The organism is Pseudomonas entomophila, assembly GCF_018417595.1.
In the GTDB taxonomy this organism is placed as follows: domain Bacteria; phylum Pseudomonadota; class Gammaproteobacteria; order Pseudomonadales; family Pseudomonadaceae; genus Aquipseudomonas; species Aquipseudomonas entomophila_C.
Genome location: NZ_CP070982.1, coordinates 3,133,512 through 3,153,494, shown reverse-complemented (window position 1 = coordinate 3,153,494; position 19,983 = coordinate 3,133,512). Strand labels below are relative to the sequence as shown.

Sequence of the window (19,983 nt, the reverse complement as noted above, 5' to 3'; positions counted from 1 at the left end):
GCTGCGTAGAGAAAAAGGAAGCAGGCTAACGAATAACCCGTGTAACATCCGCGCCCTGCAGGAGCCAGCCTTGCTGGCGAACACCAGTGCAGCCGGTGCCAGGCACCAGGTCGCCTGATTCACGGCTGAAGCCGCTTCTACAGAATGGACTGCCCCGAGATGTCAGGGCTGCCGTTCGGCAACGGCCCTGAGCGTTCTGAGCGTGACGACCGGGGCGTCGACCACGAACCGATTGGCCAGCCAGCCCGGGACATCACCCGCCGGGTCGGCCTGCAGTTCGTAGGTCACCTCGGTCAGGCGTTCACCCAGAGGCTTCATGACCCATTCGCCCCGCAGATGACGCACGCGGATCAGGCCCGGTTGTTCGGGCAGCCTGCCAGGCTCGGCGCTCAGATGGCGTACCAGCGAACCGTTGTCCAGGCGCTCGGTGCGCACTTTCAGCACGATGTCCCGTGGCAGGGTCGGCCACGGTAGGTTGGTGGTCAGGTAGACCCAGGTGCTGTCACCTTCGACATCGAGCAGGCGCATCTGGTCGCAGGCATACAGCCATTTGCAGGCCACCCGCAGGTTCTCCTGCAGGTCGGTGAGGGTGCGTATGCTGGCCTTCATGGTACTGACACCCCGGAACTGCTGGTAGGGCGATGCGGCGACGGCACTCAGGTAGACACGGATGCCTTCACGGTCGTAGGCCAGGTTCCAGGTATCGGCGGCCAGGGCGGTGGCTGACAGCAGCAAGGCGGCGAGCAGGGGGGAGCGGTTCATGGCCGGTACCGCGCGGGGGGAGGGGATGAGTGGCCAGTATGCGCGGCAAGTGGGTGGGTTGCCACGGGGAGAGGCTCGCCGGCAAGCCGGCTCCTGCGGGAGACGGCTTGCCGGCGAAGAGGATCAGCGCTGCGGGTTGAGCGTCAGGTGCACGTGGCGGTTGACGTCCTTGTACAGCAGGTAGCTGAACGGGCCCGGGCCACCGGAGTAGCAGGCCTGCGGGCAGAAGGCGCGCAGCCACATGAAGTCACCGGCCTCGACCTCGACCCAGTCCTGGTTCAGGCGGTACACCGCCTTGCCTTCCAGAACATAAAGGCCGTGCTCCATGACGTGGGTTTCGGCGAACGGAATCACGCCGCCTGGCTGGAAGGTCACGATATTGACGTGCATGTCGTGGCGCATGTCGGCCATGTCGACGAAACGGGTGGTGACCCAGCGGCCCTCGGTGCCTGGCATTTCGATGACAGTGGCGTTGTCGCGGTGGGTGACGAACGACTCGGGTACCGGCAAGCCTTCGACTTTCTGGTAGTGCTTGCGCAGCCAATGGAAGGTGACGTTGGCCTTGCTGTTGTTGCGCAGGCTCCAGTCGGCGCCGGGGGCGAGGAAGGCGTAGCCGCCCGGTACCAGGGTGTGGTGCTTGCCTTCGACGGTGATGTCGATCTGGCCTTCGACCACGAACAGCACCGCTTCGGCGTTCGGGTCCAGCTCAGGGCGCTCGCTGCCGCCTTCGGGAGCGACTTCGACGATGTACTGGGAGAAGGTTTCGGCGAAACCGGTCAGCGGGCGGGCGATGACCCACATGCGCATCTTGTCCCAGAACGGCAGGTGGCTGGTGACGATGTCACGCATCACGCCCTTGGGGATGACGGCATAGGCTTCGGTGAACATGGCACGGTCAGTCAGCAGCTCGGTTTGAGCCGGGTGCCCACCGTGGGGGGCGAAGTAGGAAGGTTTCGACATGAACGGTCTCGACTTGTTGTTCTCTCCCCATGCCTTTCTCCACACCGGCCGGTGCGTGCAGGGGAGGCGTGGACAGCATAAGAGCCCGCTCGTGGCATCTACAAATTAAATGTTGAAATACCCGGTATTTGATTTTTGAATTTCTGAACCGGGTGGGCTGAAGGAGCACCGCCGCCTGGGCACGCTACTGCAAGCTTCGGGCGATGGCCGCTCTGGCTTGCTGGCGGCGGTGTCTACGTCATTACCTTGTCTCGGAAATAAGCTGTTCACTTTCGGCGGCGCCTTGGCCGAACACCCAAGCCACTCGCCAAAAGAGAACGTATTTCCGAGACAGGACACTAGTGCTTTTTGTGGCTATTCAACTGGCGTTGCTCAAGGCGATTGAGCGTTTTTCCTAATTCGCCCAAGCGTGCCATGGTCCGGTTGAATTGGTCTGTATATTCTGAACGTGTAAGAATATATGGCATCAGGCGCTTGGTTGTTTCAATGCCTATGTCTGACGCATGCTCAGGGCCGTCCGCGCTGACCACCTCCCACGTCCCGTTAATTTTGGTCACTGGTTTTCCGAGGTTTTCGAATGCGGTTGTAAATTCATCGTTGATGCTCTCCAGTACATTTCTTGTTTTATCCAAGCTTTTTCTCGCCTGCTCAAGGAGGTCCTCTTTCGTAAGCGCTCCTGCTTTGCTGGCATCGAGAGCGATATTTTTTAGAGTGCTTATTGATATGGCGGGAGCCGGTACAGCCTGGTCAGCCACTTGTACGACAAGGTCCATAGCCCTGTTTGTCATGTAATCTGCTCCTATGTCTGCGATATTTTCCTTGGTGATGAAACTTTCCACCTTGGTTCCGATTAGCGCTCTGAAGCCCTTCGATTTGGTTTGTATGTTTTCTGCAGTGTTCAGGTCCGGGGTTATTGCAGGGGGCGGTATGGCGACGTTAACGGCCAAGCCAGTGACTGTGCGTGCTGTCACAGCAGCAGGCACGCCCCCAATTATTAGAGCCGGCACCGAAACCAAAAAAGACAAGATGGACGAGACTGCGGCTGTGGCCGCGTTTTCAATAATGCCGAAGGCGATATGCTTACGCTTGGAGCGGATGAAGTCATTCAGCTCGTACTCGGCGTTTTGGATAATGTTTCGTGCCCCCACAATGGCATTGAATACATTCATTACGTCCTCTCTGCTTGCTGCTAACCGAGTGGTGCGCATCAATTTGTCCATGGCGCGGAGTTGCAGGGCTTTTTCATCCGATTCCTTGTCGTCTGCCAGCCCAAGCAAGTCCTTGGATGTTATTGGGTTGTTTCCGACCATGCGGTATAGATTCAGCCCGTCCACCGTCCCTGCCGGGTCCGCACTCAACCAACGCCCCAACCAAGGCTGGTAATAGCGATACCCGTAGTAATACAGCCCCGTCGCATCCCGCTCCTTGCCGGAATAGCGCACGGTCTTGTACTTCGCTTCCACAGTGTTGTGCGGCAGCCACACCGCCGTCTCGCCGTAGGGGTAGTACTCCTCCTGGCTGATGAGGTTTGCGTCTTTGTCCAGCTCCAGCCCGACGCTGCCGATCAGGTCGGTATAGCTGTAGCGGATCGAATCGTTGCCCATGCCGGGGGGCAGGCCGGTTTCCCAGTGCAGCACTCGCACCTGGGCGCTGCCAGCGGCACCGACGATGATTTCGTGCCGCGACGATTCCTTGGTCGTGCCGCTGTATTGGGTGCGTAGTTCCAGCCCCGGCAGGTAGAGCACGTGGCTGTGGCGCACGGTTGCGGAGGTCAGGTCCGTGCGACGCTTGACGACTCGCTGGCTGCGGGCATCGTAGCGGTAGGTCTCTTCATCGGCCGCCAGGCTGTTACGGGCGATCAGCACGGCCCGCGCCAACTCGCCCCGGCTGGTCCACTCCAGCAGCTGGGCCGCCTGCAACTGGCATTGATTGCCCGCCGCGTCGAAGTACGCATCGACCTGTGCCGGGTCTTCCGTCACCTCCTTGGCCACGGCGCGGTTGCTGCGGTCGGAGACCCGTCAGTTCGATCGTATATCCGTTGGGCGGGTCTTGTGGGTTGTGCTTGAGGTGGGTCAGGTTGCCGCCACGGTCATAGTGGTAGTGGCGCACATAGTTGACGAGGGTGCCGTCGGTGGAGATGGGCGGGAGGGTGATCGGGCGATTTTTCTGGTGTTGCTTGGCAATGTCGCGCAGTTCGCGGCCAGTGGCGCTGGCCAGTTGGTACAGGGTGTCGTAGGTGTAGTGGTGCTCGGGGTCGACTTTCTGGTTGCGGTAGAAGCGTGTCGCCTCCGCGTCATTGTGCAGGTGGATCACATTGCCCACCGGGTCGTAGGCGTAGCGCAGGTCTTGCAGGCGCTTGGCATCGGTTGGCCGCACCGCCAGGATGTGGACGAGGCGCTGGGTGCGGGGTTCGTAGGTGAACGTGGTGACCACGCCGTTGCCATGTTCTTCGCGCAGTTTCTGGCCAGCGGCCGAGTACTCGATGGACACGAGAATGGCTTGCTCGGTGCCACCGTTGACGGTGAGCCAACTGCCGGTCAGTTGCCCGGCGATATCGTAGGCCAGACGCTGCCGGTGCCCGCGGGCGTCGGTCTGTTCGAGCAAGGTGCCGTTGGCGTCGAAGCGGCCCTGAGTGGTGTAGGCCTCCGGTGCCAGCAGCCGTTCCCATGCCGTTTCGTCCGCCCCTTGCCAATCGGCTTCGTCGTCGGTGGCGAGCAACTGGCGTGTCGATGCCAGCGGCAGGCCGGTCAGAGCGACGCTGTCGGTGCCAAGACGGCCGGCGGTATCGTAATGACGGACAGGCAGGCCCGCCAGGTTATGGTTCTTGCTGGCCTGGTCGGTGCCGGCCCAGACGAAGCGCTCGGCGACGCGAGGTGTTTCGGCGAGTGGGCCTTCAGTGACTGTCAACGGCCGCCCCGCGAGTGGCGCCGGTTCGTAGTGGTGATAGCGAATGACGTCATTGGCGCTGAGGTGCATCAGCGGGCGTCCGGCGATATCGTTCAGCGCGAGGGCGCGGCCAGCGTCGACAGTGTCAGTGCACAGCATTTCACCGGCCAAGGACAGCTGATAGGTGAAGTTGGGGGCGGGCAGGCGAGGGTCGATGCTTTCGACGGGATGGCCGAACGCATCGAACCGGTGGCGGGTGATGCGCTCATCGATGTCAGCGGGGGTATACGGATGGCGCTGGTAGACGACCTGGCGCACGGCCAGGCCGCGGTTGTCGCGAACTGCCACCGTTGGTGTTCTGTGATGCAGTGAGTGATCTGGGGTTTTCATCCTGGTCTCCTTGCTCCTGCCGCTGTGATGGCGGCAGACCTATAAGGTTAGTCGATACATCCCCCTGCAAGAGCCGACCTGCCAACGAACAAGGTTGTCCATTAATGCCGGGTCATGACACCCAGTCTCTTCGACAAATTTTTCACATCACCTTGCTAGGATCACCAGCTCTTCGAAGGAGTCGATTCGATGACGCAAATCCTGCGCAGGCGAGCTGTCCGCCTGGCCCTGGCCACCACGGCTGGCCTGGTGGCCAGTACCTTGGGCTTCTTTGCCTGGCAGAGTTTCTACCCGGTACAGGCCGCCAACGGCTGGGAGGTGCAGGTGCTGCACAACTCGGTGACGCGCGCCGCCTCGTTGTTACCCCTGGCCGACGGTAGCCTGCTGGTCAGCCGTGAGCTCAATGGCGGCAAGGGCAGCATCCTGCAGATCAGCGCCACCGGTGAGCGCGTGGTGGTTCTCGAGGGCCTGTCCAAGCCGGATGGCATGGTGGCGGTTGACGGCGGCTGGGCGTTCAGCCAGGAAGTGGGTGGGGCGCCGGTCAGCCTGTCGCGCAATGGCCAGGTCTCGACACTGTTCGACGGTAACAATGTCCAGGGCCTGTTCAACGATGGCGATTACCTCTATGCCATCGAAGACCGCAAGGGTGACGGGCGGTTGATGCGCTACGACTGGCGCAGCGGCCAGCTTGATGTGCTGCGCGCCGGCCTGACCGAGACCGAAGGCCTGACACGCTGCGCCGACGGGCGCCTGCTGTACACCGAGAAGGCCACCGGCAAGATCCGTGCGCTCAGCGCGGACGGAAACGACCCGGTGGTGGTCGAGGGTTTGCGCAACCCCACCTTCCTGCTGTGTGACCAGAGAGGTCTGTGGATCAGCGAGGACTCCACCCACCGTGCGCGGCTGCTACGCATCGATAGTGATGGTTCGCGGCATGTGGTGTTGAGCTACCTGAAGGCGCCCCAGGCCATCGTGCCCGACGGACAAGGTGGCTACTTGCTGGCCGAGGGGGGGCGTGATCGTGTGTTGCGATTGAGTCCATCCGTTTCGCAAAACACGGCCGAGGTTGAAAGTGGCAACGGTGAGCCAGAGGCCTGAGCCTTGCGGTCGGGCGGTTCGCCAGCAAGGCTGGCTTCTACAGGGGCAGGTGGCGCGCTCAAGGCAGGTGCTGGGCCACCAGTAGCAGGGACTGCGGCACCGGGCTTTGTGGGTGCTGTGGCTCCTGCAGCTCGACCAGGCTGAACCCTGCCATTTCCAGTGCCTTCAACCAGCTGGACAACGTGCGGAAATACCAGGGCATCGGTTCCCAATCACCTGCAAGGCCAGTGAATGACTCCTCCCGCCAGCCATCCTGGTAATCGTCGCCTGCCACGGCCCAGGGGTGAAGGGTCTGGATCAGCAGGCTGCCACCGGGCTTGAGCAAGCCATGCAGCGCCGTGAGCAGGGGAATGATGTCTTGCTGCAGCAGGGCGAAGTTGGCGCAGATCAGGTCATAGTCGCGGCCAATGTCAACTTCGCCCTTGGCCAATTGCGCATAGCTGGCCAGGTGCACGCTTGGCGAACCCGCCACCCGGGCGGCGTCGACGAGTGTCGCTGCGCCATCCACCCCGACAGCTTCCACCCCGCGATCAGCCAGGGCCCGCAGCAGCCAGCCTTCGCCGCAGCCCAGGTCGAGGACACGGCCCGGCTGACGTGCGAGCAGCGCAACGAGGATTGCCTGGTCGGTGACCTGCCGGCGTGATTCGATGGCGCCGGAGCGCACGGCATCGATCCAGGCGGCTGCATTGAGCCGCCAGCTGGGTAGCAGGGTGTTGTCGGAGGTGGTCATAGTCGGGGCCGCCAGGTTGGGGTGGGTTGAGGATAGAGCAGATTCGCCCTTGTGCCTGTGAGCCTTTGCTCGGCACACTGGCGCTCCTTCGCGAAGGAGCGGCGCATGGCACTTTCGACAACGGATTTCACCACCCGGCTGCTGCTCGATGCCGAGATCGGCCCAGGCATGCGGGTACTCGATGTGGGCTGTGGCAAGGGCGATGTGACCTGGCTGCTGGCCAGGCTCGTGGGGCGAGACGGCGCGGTGGTCGGGGTCGACCAGCAGGTCGAGGCGCTCGCCTGTGCCAGCCAGCGCGAAGCGCCCGCAGGCGCTGCGACACCGATGTTCATCACGTGTGATCTGTACGCGCTGCCGGATAGCCTCGGGTTGTTCGACGCCATTGTTGGTCGTCGGGTACTGATGTACCAGGCGGAGGGGGTGAGGGCCTTGCGTGCATTGGCCCGGCATCTGCTGCCGGGCGGGGTGATGGTGTTCCAGGAACACGATGCAACGCTGGCACCTGTCTGCCTCGAACCGTTCCCGCTGCACCGCAAGGCTCAACAATGGCTGCAACGCATGCTCGCGCTCGAAGGGGCGGACCTGCACATCGGTTTCAACCTGCAGCGCCTGTTCAGTGAGGCGGGGCTTGCCGTCGAGGACCTGCGCGCCGAGTTGCTGGTACAGGCACCCGATCAACCCTACGCCTTGGGCGATATCGTCCGCGCCTGCCTGCCACGGATCGTCGCCCTGGGCGTGGCGACGGCCAGGCAGGTCGGCATCGAGACGTTGCAGGCCCGTCTGGATGCCGAGCGCCAGGCGACGTCGGCCATTTATATCGGTGACGTGGCGTTCGGCGTGATCGGACGCAAGCGTTGACGCTCTACAGCGGTTCAGGTCGCAGCAGTGGTTTCTTCATCACCACCTTGATCCACACCACCGCAATCAGCGACACCACCGCCAGCACCACGCCCGCCGTGCCGAAGATCTTCAGGCTCATGTCCGGGCTGGGCGAGGCATTCCAGATCGCATACAGCATGCCGCCGATGCCGAACAACTGCGGCAGCGGATAGAACGGCGTGCGGAACGGGCGCGCCAGGTGCGGGTAGCGCTGGCGCAGGGCGATCACATCCAGGTGGACGATGATGTAGGCCAGCAGCCAGGCCAGGGCGGCCGACAGCAGCAACAGGTTGATCGCCGCAGCGTCCTGGCCCATCAGCAGGATCGGCAGACCGGTGATCGCCGCGACGAACAGTACCGCCACCCACGGTGTGCGCGCACGCGGGCTGAGCCGTTTGAACTGCGGGAAGGCCTGGCCATTGCAGGCCATGCCGTAGAGCATCCGCGGGATGGCGGCCAGGGAGGTGTTCAGGGTGCTGCAGGTGGCGGTCACCGCGGCGATCACCAGGAATACTTCGCCGGTCTTGCCGAACACGGTGGTGGCGAACAGGTAATGCGGCAGCGCATCGCTGGCCAATGCCTCGCGTGGCACCAGGAACAGCGCGCCCAGGCCGTACAGGCCGATGGTGGCGAAGATCACGGTCAGGCCGATCATCATCGAGCGCGGGATATTGCGTTCGGGCTTGCGGGTTTCTTCCACCAGCGAGCAGACGAACTCGGCGCCGACGAACCCCCACACGGCCATGGCGGTCAAGGCCAGCACGCCGGCGCCCATGGGGTTCCAGTCACCTTGCAGCAGGGTGGTGGTGGCGCCCTCGGCGTGGCCTTCACTGATCGCGGCGACACCGAGAATCAGCAGCACCACGACCATCACCACCGCCATGGCGCTCTGCAACTTGGCGAAGATGTCGATACCCATGAGGTTGAGCAGGGTGAACACGGCCAGTACGCCAAATGCCACGCTGTACTGGGGAAAAACGCCGGGGTAGACCTTGCCGATGATGAGGTCCAGGAGCAGAAGTTCGGCCGAGAGGGCGAACATCGCCACCACCACGTAGCCGGAGAAGGTGGCGAGGATGGCCGGGAAGTGCCCGAGGGCGACCTCGGTGTAGCTCGACAGGCTGCCAGCGCGCGGCACCAGCAGGGCCAGCTCGGAGAACGAACAGGCGTAGCTCAGGGCCAGCAGGTAGGCCAGCCCCAGCGGTACGATGAAGCCCAGGCCGGCGGCACCGACGCCCTGGAGCATCATCACCATCACCCCTTGCGACACGACCAGGCCGACTGCCACCGCCAGCAGCGATCCGAGCCCCAGGACCCGGCGAAAGCCGGCTTGATCGTGCTGCACGCTGGCAGGCACGGATGTACTTGCACTCATGAGAGTTCCCCGTTCGTTGTTGTTGTAGTTGCGTCAGATAGTGGAACAGGGGCAGGGGTGGGGAAATTAGTAAAAATGTGGTCGGTGCAGAGCAAAAAGCTGGTGCAAGGCTGTAGGCGCCAGCCTTGCTGGCGAACCGGGGAGAGCACCTGTAGCGAAATCGCACAATGCCATTCGCCAGCAAAGCTGGCGCCTACAGGGCGTCAGAAGATGGCCTTGACCTGCAGCCCCACCACGAGGGCATTGTCGATATCCTTGCCGGAAAACGCCCCCGGCTCGACGATGTACTGCACATCCGGGCGCAGGTTCAGCCAGGGCGTGGCCTGGTAGCCGTAGCTCAGTTCTATCAACTGTTCGGCACTGTCCAGGTTGGGGACGTCCTGCCCGGCATCGAACGCGGTTGCTTCCAGCACATCACGACTACGCGGATTGGGCACGGCGCGGCCATAACCTAGCGCCAAGGTGTCGCGCGGCCTGCTTTCGCATGGCTTGTACAGCACCACGCCCGCGCCATACCACTGGGTGAACGGCGAGGCGGCCTTGCTCGATGCCGAGTACTGGCCGAAGGCATGCAGGCTGCGCCCTGGCGACGCCGGGTCGTTCCACACGGCCTGGTCGACCAGCAGGTAATGCCCGCCACGCCCGGCGACTTCCTGGGTGCTGCCGATGCGTTTCACGTTCGAGCTGTCGTAGTAGTACCCCAGCTTGTATTCGCCCGGCAGGTCACCCTGAAGTTTGTACACCAGCTCCACGGGCACCACGGTGCCGGTGGTGTGTTTCGGCCCCAGATGCCAGGCACGGCTTGAGTTGCCGTTGCTTTCGGGGTCGACGTTGAACGCCGCGACGCGCAGTTGCCAGGCGGGAGACAGGTCGTATTTCACCCGTGCGCCGAGGTGCGCGTTGGGGTAGTTGGTCCAGCCGCTGCCGCCGGACATGTTCAGTGGGTGGCCGCAGAAACCGGCGTTCATGAAGTTGCACAGGATGCCGCTGTCCAGCCCACCAACGTCGTTGCCCATGGCCATGTAGCCGAGCTTCACGTTGAGTGTGGGGGTGAGATTACGCTCGTAGCTGAGTTCGGTGAGGCGGGTGTAGAGACCGCCATAGTTCTCCTGGATCGGCAGGCGGTTGCCCACCAGGTCTTGCGAGGCACTGTTGCCACGGCGGTCGTTGACGGTCAGCTGGACTTTGCCGCCGTTGCCCAGGCCGTAGAGCTTCGACAGGTCCAACTGCACCCCAAGCTTGAGGTTCTGCGAGTAGCGCGCCGAACGGTGCAGGCCGCCGCGGGTGTTGTAGGCGGTTTCACCGCTGTAGTCGCCGGTGAACTTGACACCGTCTGCTTCGAGCTGATGACGCAGGCCGCCCCAGTCGCCGGTCAGGGTGTCGCGAGCGAGCAGGTTGGCGTCGGCGAGGGCGGTGCTGCTGGCCAGGGCCAGCAGCAGGGCGGGGGTGATGGGGATTGCACGGGGCATTGCGGGAAGTCCTGGATAATGCGGATGGCTGCGGAGGTGGTTCGCCGGCATGCCGGCGAACGGGGACGACGCGGTCTATGGCAGTGCGTAGGCCATCACATAGTCGCCGCGGTCGGTCGACTGGCGCGCGCCGCCAGCGGTGACCACCACGTACTGTTTGCCGGACTTGGGCGACACATAGGTCATCGGGCCGCCCTGGCTGCCGACCGGCAGCCGGGCCTTCCAGATCTCGTTGCCGTTACCGCTGTCGTAGGCGCGCAGGTAGAAGTCCTGGGTGCCGGCGATGAACACCAGGCCGCCTTGGGTCGCCAGGGTGCCGCCTAGCGTGGGTAGGCCGATCTTGATCGGCAGGTGCATGCGGATCCCCAGTGGGCCGGTGTCCTCGACGGTGCCGACTGGCACCTGCCAGGCGATCTGCCGGGTGTTCATGTCGATGGCGGTCAGGGTGCCGAACGGTGGTGCCTGGCAAGGGATGCCAGCCACCGAGAGGAAGCGGTTCTTGTTCACCGCGTAAGGGGTGCCTTTGAGCGGCACCGCGCCCATGCCGGTGTTCAGCGCCTCGCCACCGGAGGCCGCCGAGCCCTGGTTCTGCGACGGGATCATCTGGATCCACAGGCCAAGGCGCATGTCGTTGACGAAGATGAAACCGTGCACCGGGTCGGTGGAAATGCTGCCCCAGTTCATGCCCCCCAGCGAGCCCGGGAAGCTCAGCGACAGGTCGGTGCCGGGCGCGGTGTACAGGCCGTCGTAGCGCATCTTCTTGAAGTCGATGCGGCACAGCAACTGGTCGTAGGGGGTGGCGCCCCACATGTCCGACTCGGTCAGCGTTTGTGCGCCGATCTGCGGCATGCCAACGGATTTCGGCTGGGTCGGGGAGTACGGCTCGTTGGGAATATTGCTGGGTTTGACCGGCACTTCATCGACTTGCGTCAGCGGCTTGCCGGTGGCGCGGTCGAGCACGTAGATCTGCCCGGCCTTGGTGCCGATGACCACGGCGGGCACGGTCTTGCCGTCGTCTCGGGTGAAGTCGATCAGGCTCGGCTGCATCGGCAGGTCGAAGTCCCACAGGTCGTTGTGCACCGTCTGGTACACCCACTTTTCGTTGCCAGTGGTGGCGTCCAGGGCCAGCACCGAGGCGCCGTAGGTGTGATCCAGCTGGCTGCGCTCGACGCCGTAGATGTCGGTGGACGAGGAGCCCATCGGCAGGAACAGGGTGTTCATCGCCGGGTCGTAGGACATCGGCGCCCAGCTGTTGGGGGTGCTGCGTACGTAGCTCTTACCTTCGGCCGGGATGTTGCGGTCCTGTGGGTTGCCCGGGTCGAAGGCCCAGCGCATTGCACCGGTGATCACGTCGAAGCCGCGGATCACGCCACCCGGCATGTCGGTCTGCACGTTGTCCGCCACGCGGCCGCCGACCACCACAGTAGTGCCGGCCATCAGCGGCGCCGAGGACAGTTGGTAGTACGAGTCGGGCACGTCACCCAGACCCGCCTTGAGGTCGACCTGGCCGTTGTTGCCGAAGCCCTGGCAGAACGCGCCGGTGTCGGCGTCGACGGCGATCAGGCGGCCGTCGATGGTGTTGGTCAGCAGGCGGCGCTGGCAGTTAGTGCCGGCCGCAACGCTGACCACGGTGATCGGTGAGCTGTTCGGCTGGGTCGGTTGGGCGATGGGTGCGGTGGCGTCGAAATAGGCCATGCCACGGCAGCGCTGCCAGACCTTGGACTGGGCGTTGATCGTGTTCTTCCACAGTTCCTTGCCGGTGTCGGCATCGAGGGCGATCAGGTTGTTGTGCGGGGTGCAGATGAACACCTTGTCGCCGACTTGCAGCGGGGTCAGCTGGTCTTCCGCGCCGTTGCCATCGCTGATGGCCACGTCGCCGGTGTGGTAGGTCCAGGCCACCTTGAGCTTATCGACGTTGCTGCGGTTGATCTGGTCCAGCGCGGCGAAGCGGCTGCCACCTTCGGTATTGCCGTAGTGGGCCCAGTCTTTCTGCTGGTGGCCGGCCTCGACCGGGGTCAGGCCCGGGCCCTTGCCGGTGGGGGCGACGCTGGGGTGGGCGACGAACATGTTGCCAACGGCGATCGCCAGCGCCACGGCCAGCACGCCGGCCACGCCATAGGCGCCACGGGCCTTGCGCCGCACCAGTTGCGGGTAGGCCAGCGCCACCACCAAACCGATCGCGGCGAACATGAACAGACGAGAGAACAGCGGCCAGAACACCAGGCCGGCGTCGATCAGCGCCCACAGGGCCGTGCCGGCGAGGAACACAGCGTACAGCCAGGCGCCGGCCGGCTTGCGGCGGGCGATGAGCAGGCCGGCGATAGCCATCGCCAAGCCGCCAATGAGGAAGTACCAGGAGCCGCCGAGGCCGGCCAGCTTGACGCCGCCGGCGGCCAGGAGGAGGCCGAGCAGGGCGATGACCACGCCCAGGCCGACCAGGATCAGGGTTGAGGCGCTTGACGCGCGCGGTGTGTCTTTCATGCCAGGGATCTCGCAGGTGGAATGCGGCGCAGTGTAAGCCCTTAGCAAGCTAATTAACAAGTTAGTACATTTTGCTTTCCCTGATCTGTAGGAGCGGATTCATCCGCGATGCGCCGCGCGGGCGGCGCTCGGTGTTGCAGGCACTGCCAATCTTCGCGCCATGCGCCTGAAGCCTCCACCATCTCCTGTCGTGGAGGCGAACTGCCCGAACAGGGAGAGGCTGCATCAGGGCGGCAAGGGCCAGGCCCATGATCGCATGCAGGCAGCAGATGCTGGGTGGAGGTCTTGCTGCGCTCTCAAGACCGAGCGCCGCTCGCGCGGCGCATCGCGGATGAATCCGCTCCTACAGGGTGAGGCGGGGTAGCCATTTCATTTTTATTTCAGGCCTGCAACCCCTCCAACAAACAGCGCAACGCCGCTTTCACCCGTTCGGCGGCCGCCTGCGGATCCTGCTGGGCGATCACCCACATGCCACTGTCGCCCATCGCGCCGTTGATCAGATGGGCCATGGCCACGGCGTCGAACGCCCGCAACCTGCCGGCCTTCTGCAACTCCACCAGCCCCTGGGCCATGGGCCCGATGTAGCTTGCTTCCTCAAGCTCGCGCAGACGGGTGCCCAGCACCGCGGGGGCGTCCTGCAGGAGGATGCGGCGCAAGGCCTGGTCGTGCAGCAGGTCGTAGTAGTACAGGCAGGTGTCGATATAGCCCTCCCAGGGGTCGTCATGCAGGGCGAAGCGTTCGTCCAGCAACCGATTGATGTTCTCCAGCAGGCTTTGCACCACGGCGGTGAACAGCCCGGCCTTGCCGCCGAAGTGGTGATGCAGCGCGCCACGGGTGAGGTCGGCCTCGGCGCACAGATCGTCCATGACCACGGCGGCGAAGCCTTTCTCGCTGAACTGACGGCGGGCCACGGCGATCAGCCGCTCGGTGGTGTCGGCGCTCATGGCGGCGCGGCTGCGGCGGGGGGCGGGCATAAGGTTCTCCAGGAGAAAAGGCGGTGGCTGCAAATTAGCATACGTTGCGTATGTCAATAAATGGCATTAGCATACGCAGCGTATGTCAAATGGAGGTTTTCACCGTGACTGCTCCTGTCTTGCGCCCGAAAAACGCCTGGTTGGGTGAACTGCCCGGGCTTTTGCGCCTGGCTTTGCCGCTGGTGTTGGGCCTGTCGGCTGCCGAGTTGATCAGCCTGACCGACACCGTACTGCTGGCATCGCTCGGCACTTTGGTGCTGGCGTGTGTGTCGCTGACTGCCAGCGCCGGCCTGATTTTCCACGCCGGGCTCTACGGGATGCTCGCCACGCTCAGCGTGCGTGCCGGCCTGGCTTTTGGTGCCGACGATCCGGGCGCCGTGGCGCGGACCTTGCGTGCCGGCCTGGGCTATGGGCTGTTGGTCGGTGTCCTCGGCTGCCTGGCAATGCTCGCCAGCCTGCCGGTGCTGCAGTGGCTGGGGGTGCCGTTGCCCGATGTGGCGCTGCTGGCCCCCTACTGGCAAGCCATGGCGGTGTTCCTGATTCCGTACTGCCTGGCGGTGGTGTTCAAGGATGTGCTGGAGGCCATCGGCCGTCCATGGGTGGCGGTGCTGCTGGTGATGAGCGCAGTGCTGTTCAACATTCCGCTGAGCTACGGCCTGATCCACGGCCATTTCGGCCTGCCCGCGCTGGGGCTGGTGGGTGCTGGCATCGCCGGGGTGATCGCCGAGTCACTGGCCGTGCTGCTGGCCCTTGCGTACTGGCGTCTGGCGCCGTCGTTGGCACACTATCGCCAGGCTGCCCGTGGGCAACCCCTGCATTGGCGGACACTGCTGGGCGAAGGATGGCCGTTGGGCCTGGGCTACCTGGCCGAAGCCGGCGCGGTGGTGATTGCTGCCTGGATGCTGGGCTGGCTTGGCAATGCGGCGCTGGCGGCCAACCAGGTGGTGCAGTCGATCGGCGCGTTGCTGTACATGCTGCCGCTGGGCATGGCCGCGGCGGTGAGCATTCGCATCAGCCAGGCCCAGGGCCGTGGCGAGCAGGCCCGGGTGCATGCCATCGGCAGCGCCACCTTCATCAGCGTGACCGCCTGGATGGTCGTTGCCACGGTGCTGCTGGCCGTATTCGGTCGCCGGATCGCCGAGGCCATGAGTGACGACCCGCAGGTCGTCGCCATCGCGGTGCCGATGTTCGTGGTGGTGGCGGCGATGCAGGTGGCCGATGGCTTGCAGTCCACTGCGCTGGGTGCCTTGCGTGGTTTGCAGGACTATCGCTGGCCGGTGGGGGTGACCATGGTCAGTTACTGGCTGCTGGCGCTGCCATTGAGTTACTGGCTGGCGTTCCATTCCGCGCTGGGCGCAGTCGGTGTGTGGGTCGGTTTTGCCTGCGGCCTGGCCGTGGCGGCATTGCTGCTGCCCTGGCGCTTCTACTGGCTGCAGGCTCGGCCGGCCTGGGCAGGCACTGGTTCAGGCGCCATAGAACACCGCTAGCCACACCGTGGCCACGCCGGCCTCGGTCCATTCCACCCGGTGGCGGCAGTGGGGCGGGATGTCCAGATAGTCGCCGGGGTGCAAGACACGGGTTTCGGGTTCGTGCTCCAGGCGCAGCCCGGCGCTGCCGCTGAGCAGAACGATCCACTCGCCTTCGGCCTGGTCGTACCAAAAGCCCGCTGGGCTGGCTTGGCCGCTGGAGACGATGCGCTCGATGCGCAGCCCCGGGCGGCGCAGCAGGTCGTCGAATTGCTCGGCAGCCTGTGGGTCGAGGGCGGGCAGGGCGGTGAACAGATTGTCGGGCATGGTGGTCTCGTGCGTGGTTGATTACCGCCGGTGATTGTAGGAAGGTTCCGGGTTTTTGCCCCAGGGATAATCGCAATGGACAAGCTGCTGGCGATCAAGGTGTTCATGGCCACGGTCGAGGCCCAGGGGTTCTCCGCCGCCGCGCGCAAGCTTGGGGTGGCGACTTCCTCGGTGACTCGTCTGGTCGACGCGCTGGAGAACGAGTTGGGCGCTTCCTTGCTCAATCGTTCGACGCGCCAGGTCAGTCTGACCGAGGCGGGGGCAGGTTACTACCAGCGTGCGCGGGACATCCTCGAGGCGCTGGCCGAGGCCGATGCCCGCGTGGCCGACCGCGGCGAGGAGCCTGTCGGTGTGCTGCGCCTGTGCCTGCCGGTGGAGTTTGGTCGGCGGGTGATCGCACCGCACCTGGGCGCATTCCTGGCACGTCACCCAGGGATGGAGCTGGACATCGACCTCAGCGACCGCTTCGATGACCTGCTCGATGGCCGCTACGACATGACCATTCGCCTGGGGGAGCCGGCGCCCAGCGATGAGCTGGTGTGTCGCCCGCTGGGGCGCTTCGAGCGCTGGTTGGTGGCCAGCCCGGCCTACCTGGCACAGCGCCCGCCCCTGGAGCACCCCCGACAGTTGACTGACTGCGCCTGCCTGCGCTTTCGCTATGGCCAGTCGGCCAGGCCCTGGCGCTTGAGGCGTGGTGAGCAGGCGCTGGAGCTGGATGTCGCCGGCCCGCTGCGCAGCGCCAATGCCGACCTGCTGCGCGAAGCGGCCATGGCTGGCAGCGGTGTCGCCCTGCTCGCCGACTGGCTGGTGCGCGAGGATGTCGAGGCTGGTCGCTTGCAGCGGCTATTCAGTGACTGGCAGGCGAGCCCGGGGGCGGCCAGCACCAGCATCAATGCGCTGTACTTGCCCAATCATCGGGGGTCGAGGCGGGTGATGGCTTTTGTCGGTTTCTGCGAGGCGCTGCTGGCGGGGGGAGGAGAGGGGGCTTGGCGGTAACCTTGTAGAGCTCTGGAGACCGAGCGCCGCCCGCGCGGCGCATCGCGGATGAATCCGCTCCTACATCGGTTGCAACGTGCCTATGCCTGACAGACCATGGTTGTTCGCTTTGTTTGCACGACGCGAGTTTCCCGCTAACAACCATGGCCTCACAGGTGCGGCACCCGATCTCATAGGCGCTGCAACGCCTGCGTCGAGAGCGTTGCGTGTGGCGCAAAGGCCCGTTGCGCTGGCACCGGATTCCCTGCAACGGCGATGCACGGCACCATGCACCCACCTTCCGTCGTTTCCCGAGGCAACCTCCCATGAATCCCACCCTCGCTGTCGCCCAGCCGTCGGCCCCGGGCCTGAGCCGGGCGCTGGTCACACTGCTGGCGTTCTGCTGTGGCGCCATCGTCGCCAACATCTACTACGCCCAGCCGATCGTCAGCCTGATCGCCCCGGACCTGGGGCTGTCCACCGAAAAAGCCAGCCTCATCGTGTCGCTGACCCAGCTTGGCTATGCCCTGGGCCTGCTGCTGCTGGTGCCGTTGGCCGACCTGCTGGAAAACCGCAGGTTGATGATCGCCACGGCGGTGCTGGCCACCGTCAGCCTGTTGCTGGCGGGCACCAGCGGCCATGGTCAGGGCCAGTTGTTTCTTGGCTTTGCATTGCTGATCGGTTTCAGTTCGGTGGCGGTGCAGATGCTCATCCCGCTGGCCGCCCACCTGGCGCCGGAGCAGCAACGCGGTCGGGTGGTGGGCAACATCATGGGTGGGTTGCTGCTGGGTATCCTGCTGGCGCGGCCACTGTCGAGCCTGGTGGCCGACCACTTCGGCTGGCGAGCAGTGTTCATCGGCGCGGCCGGGGTGATGCTGGCAATCATCCTGCTGCTGGCGCTGACCCTGCCGCGTCGGGTGCCCGAGCACAAGGCCAGCTACCCCGGGTTGATGTGGTCGCTGGTCGGTTTGCTGCGTCGCTACCCGCTGCTGCGCCAGCGTGCGCTGTACCAGGCGCTTATGTTCGGTGCGTTCAGCCTGTACTGGACGGCGGTGCCGCTGGCCCTGGCAGGCGAGCATGGTCTGTCGCAGAGCCAGATCGCGTTGTTCGCCCTGGTGGGCGCAGTGGGGGCGGTGGCGGCACCGCTGGCCGGGCGCCTGGCCGACGCGGGGCACGCACGGCGTGGCTCGTTGCTGGCGATGGCCCTGGCACCCATGGCGCTTCTGATGGGCTTGAGCGCGCCAGGCATGAGCGTGATCGGCCTGGGGTTGACGGGCGTGTTGCTGGATTTCGCGGTGCAGATGAACATGGTGATCGGCCAACGCGAGGTGTACGCGCTCGATCCGGCCAGCCGTGGCCGGCTCAACGCGCTGTACATGACCAGCATCTTCCTGGGCGGTGCCGTGGGCTCGGCGGTGGCCAGCGGTGTCTACGCGCAGTTTGGCTGGAGCGGCGTGGCACTGGCGGGCGCCGCGCTGCCCGCCCTGGCGTTGCTGGTGTTTCTGGTGATCTCGCCCAAGGGCTGATCAGCGCCCCAAAGGCAGCGCCACGCCAATCAGGGCGAACAGACTGCCACAGCAACGATTGAAGCCCCTGCCGCCCTTGGCCAGCCAGGGGCGGATACGAAACGCCAGGCGCGCCAGCAGCCACTCGACCAGGCACTCCACGCAGGCGAAGGTCGCCGCCAGCACCACGAACTGCATCGCCAAGCCTCGGTTCGGGTCGATGAACTGGGGCAGGAAGGCGCCATAGAAGAGCAGGACTTTCGGATTGGCCACGGCAGACAGCAGGCCTTGGCGGAACAGGCCGGCATTGCTCAGCCCGGTATTGGCTTCGAGCGGTTGCAGATGCAATGCAGGCGTGCGCCATAGCTGGATGCCCAGCCATACCAGGTAGGCACCGCCCACCCACTTCATCACTGTCAGCAACGACGCCGAGGCCAGCAGCAGTGCGCTCAGGCCAAACAGGGTGAGGGCGATCAGGGCTGTGAAGCCGACGCCACCACCGATGATCGTGAACAGCGTGCGCCGGGCGCCATAGAGTGCGCCATGGGTGAGCGCCAGCAAACTGTTGGGGCCTGGAGTCAGCGACAAGCCGATGCAGGCAAGCAGGTAAATGAGCCAGGTATCGAGAGCCATGGAGGTGCCTTGGGTGTTTTCAGGAGACCAGTATGAAACAGGTCGATGCCGATACAGCGTATGATCTGGTCATTCCATGGTGATATCTGGACACTCTGCATGACCCCCGACTTGCGCCTGCTGATCTTGCCTTTGCCTGAGTTCGCCCTGCTGCCCCTGGGCGCGTTCCTCGACAAGCTGCGTTTTTCCGCCGATGACGAAGACTACAGCCGCCAGCGCTACTGCCACTGGCGCTTACTGGGGCTGGACGGGCAGCCGGTGGCGTCGAGCAGCGGCGCGGTGCTGCAGGTGGACGTGACGCCGGAACAGGTCGAGTGGCGCGAGTTTGACTACCTGGTGTTGTTCGGCGGGCGCAACGCCAGTGCAACGGCGGAGCTGGCCCCTGTGTATCGGGCATTGCTGAGGCGGGCGGCGAAGGCTGGGGTCAAATTGGTCTGTGTCGACAATGCCGTCTTCCTGGTAGCGGCTTGCGGTTTGCTGGATGGGTTCGAGGTGGTGGTGCACTGGCGTCATGAGGCCGAGTTTCGGGCCAGCTTTGCGCGAGTGCGGGTGTTGACCGAGCAGTTGTACTGCATCGACGGCCCACGTATCACCTGTGCGGGCGGCACTGCGGCCATCGACCTCGCGGTGGAGCTGATCGCGCGGTCCTGTGGCCGGGCCAGGGCGCTGAAAGGGTTGGCGGACATGCTGGTGGACGAAAACCGTGACAGTCGCCACGCCCTGCGCTCTTTGGAGGCCGGGCCGGGGCAGGGGCGCCAGGTGCAGCGTGCTTTGGCGTTGATGCGCCATCACTTGGCGGCGCGGCTGTCCATCGAACAGCTTGCAGCGGAGCTGGGCATCAGTCGGCGCCAGCTCGACCGGCAGTTTCAGGCCAGCCATGGCATGAGCGCCAAGGCCTGGTGGCAGGAAATGCGCTTGCAGCAGGCGCGGTGGCGGTTGCTCAACTCGAGCCACAGCCTGGCGCAGATAGCCGACGAGGTGGGAATGGGGGATGCCAGTTACCTGGGCAAGTGGGTGAAGCGGCGGTTCGGTTGCACGGCGTTGGCGCTGCGCAGGGCGCGATAGAGGCAAGG

The 19,983-nt window shown here is 64.6% G+C and carries 16 protein-coding genes and 1 pseudogene; 7 read left to right on the top strand and 10 right to left on the bottom strand.

Features of this window, described 5'->3' with window-relative positions:
• Positions 1-162: 162 nt before the first annotated feature.
• Positions 163-762: an START domain-containing protein gene (locus tag JYG34_RS13985; protein WP_213657000.1), complete on the bottom strand. Its 600-nt coding sequence runs from the start codon at positions 760-762 to the stop codon at positions 163-165.
• Positions 763-885: 123 nt separating this feature from the next.
• Positions 886-1,722 carry a bifunctional allantoicase/(S)-ureidoglycine aminohydrolase gene (locus tag JYG34_RS13980; protein ID WP_011534088.1) on the bottom strand — a complete coding sequence of 279 codons (837 nt, stop codon included), beginning with the start codon at positions 1,720-1,722 and terminating at the stop codon, positions 886-888.
• Positions 1,723-1,873: 151 nt separating this feature from the next.
• Between JYG34_RS13980 and JYG34_RS13975 the strand changes: the two are divergent.
• Positions 1,874-1,967: pseudogene (locus JYG34_RS13975) on the top strand (IS5/IS1182 family transposase); the annotation flags it as partial.
• 93 nt (positions 1,968-2,060) lie between these two features.
• Here the strand turns inward: JYG34_RS13975 and JYG34_RS13970 are convergent.
• Entirely contained in the window at positions 2,061-3,713 is a 1,653-nt protein-coding gene (locus JYG34_RS13970) for an RHS repeat-associated core domain-containing protein (RefSeq protein ID WP_213656999.1), read from the bottom strand.
• Between the two features lie 1,474 nt (positions 3,714-5,187).
• Here JYG34_RS13970 and JYG34_RS13965 point away from each other — a divergent pair.
• Complete coding sequence (locus tag JYG34_RS13965) at positions 5,188-6,096, top strand: hypothetical protein (protein WP_213656998.1); 909 nt, start codon at positions 5,188-5,190, stop codon at positions 6,094-6,096.
• A gap of 58 nt (positions 6,097-6,154) precedes the next feature.
• Here the strand turns inward: JYG34_RS13965 and JYG34_RS13960 are convergent, their stop codons facing one another.
• A complete protein-coding gene (locus JYG34_RS13960; protein WP_213656997.1) occupies positions 6,155-6,826 on the bottom strand; it encodes a class I SAM-dependent methyltransferase in 672 nt (223 codons plus the stop codon).
• A 105-nt stretch (positions 6,827-6,931) separates the two neighbouring features.
• Here JYG34_RS13960 and JYG34_RS13955 point away from each other — a divergent pair, with 105 nt between their 5' ends.
• Positions 6,932-7,684 (top strand): methyltransferase domain-containing protein, encoded by a 753-nt coding sequence (locus tag JYG34_RS13955; protein WP_213656996.1) that lies wholly within the window; start codon positions 6,932-6,934, stop codon positions 7,682-7,684.
• Positions 7,685-7,688: 4 nt separating this feature from the next.
• On the opposite strand, the gene JYG34_RS13950 is transcribed toward JYG34_RS13955, so the two are convergent.
• The 4 genes from JYG34_RS13950 to JYG34_RS13935 form a co-directional block, all read right to left on the bottom strand.
• Positions 7,689-9,080 carry an APC family permease gene (locus tag JYG34_RS13950; RefSeq protein WP_213656995.1) on the bottom strand — a complete coding sequence of 464 codons (1,392 nt, stop codon included), beginning with the start codon at positions 9,078-9,080 and terminating at the stop codon, positions 7,689-7,691.
• A gap of 203 nt (positions 9,081-9,283) precedes the next feature.
• Positions 9,284-10,549, bottom strand: a complete 1,266-nt coding sequence (locus tag JYG34_RS13945) for a carbohydrate porin (protein WP_213656994.1) — start codon at positions 10,547-10,549, stop codon at positions 9,284-9,286.
• A 75-nt stretch (positions 10,550-10,624) separates the two neighbouring features.
• Complete coding sequence (locus JYG34_RS13940; protein ID WP_213656993.1) at positions 10,625-13,030, bottom strand: glucose/quinate/shikimate family membrane-bound PQQ-dependent dehydrogenase; 2,406 nt, start codon at positions 13,028-13,030, stop codon at positions 10,625-10,627.
• 380 nt (positions 13,031-13,410) lie between these two features.
• Positions 13,411-14,004, bottom strand: a complete 594-nt coding sequence (locus JYG34_RS13935; protein ID WP_213656992.1) for a TetR/AcrR family transcriptional regulator — start codon at positions 14,002-14,004, stop codon at positions 13,411-13,413.
• 104 nt (positions 14,005-14,108) lie between these two features.
• Between JYG34_RS13935 and JYG34_RS13930 the strand changes: the two genes are divergently transcribed.
• A complete protein-coding gene (locus tag JYG34_RS13930; protein WP_213656991.1) occupies positions 14,109-15,491 on the top strand; it encodes an MATE family efflux transporter in 1,383 nt (460 codons plus the stop codon).
• Here the strand turns inward: JYG34_RS13930 and JYG34_RS13925 are convergent.
• The gene (locus JYG34_RS13925) at positions 15,468-15,797 is read right to left on the bottom strand and encodes a cupin domain-containing protein (RefSeq protein ID WP_213656990.1); all 330 of its coding nucleotides are present in this window, start codon (positions 15,795-15,797) and stop codon (positions 15,468-15,470) included. The genes JYG34_RS13930 and JYG34_RS13925 overlap by 24 nt on opposite strands.
• 75 nt (positions 15,798-15,872) lie before the next feature.
• Between JYG34_RS13925 and JYG34_RS13920 the strand changes: the two genes are divergently transcribed.
• Positions 15,873-16,793, top strand: a complete 921-nt coding sequence (locus JYG34_RS13920; RefSeq protein WP_213656989.1) for a LysR family transcriptional regulator — start codon at positions 15,873-15,875, stop codon at positions 16,791-16,793.
• 305 nt (positions 16,794-17,098) lie between these two features.
• On the top strand, positions 17,099-18,298 hold the full coding sequence (locus JYG34_RS13915; RefSeq protein WP_213656988.1) for an MFS transporter: 1,200 nt from the start codon (positions 17,099-17,101) through the stop codon (positions 18,296-18,298).
• On the opposite strand, the gene JYG34_RS13910 is transcribed toward JYG34_RS13915, so the two are convergent.
• A complete protein-coding gene (locus JYG34_RS13910; protein ID WP_213656987.1) occupies positions 18,299-18,910 on the bottom strand; it encodes a LysE family translocator in 612 nt (203 codons plus the stop codon).
• Positions 18,911-19,009: 99 nt separating this feature from the next.
• Here JYG34_RS13910 and JYG34_RS13905 point away from each other — a divergent pair, with 99 nt between their 5' ends.
• On the top strand, positions 19,010-19,975 hold the full coding sequence (locus JYG34_RS13905) for a GlxA family transcriptional regulator (protein WP_213656986.1): 966 nt from the start codon (positions 19,010-19,012) through the stop codon (positions 19,973-19,975).
• Positions 19,976-19,983: the final 8 nt, after the last annotated feature.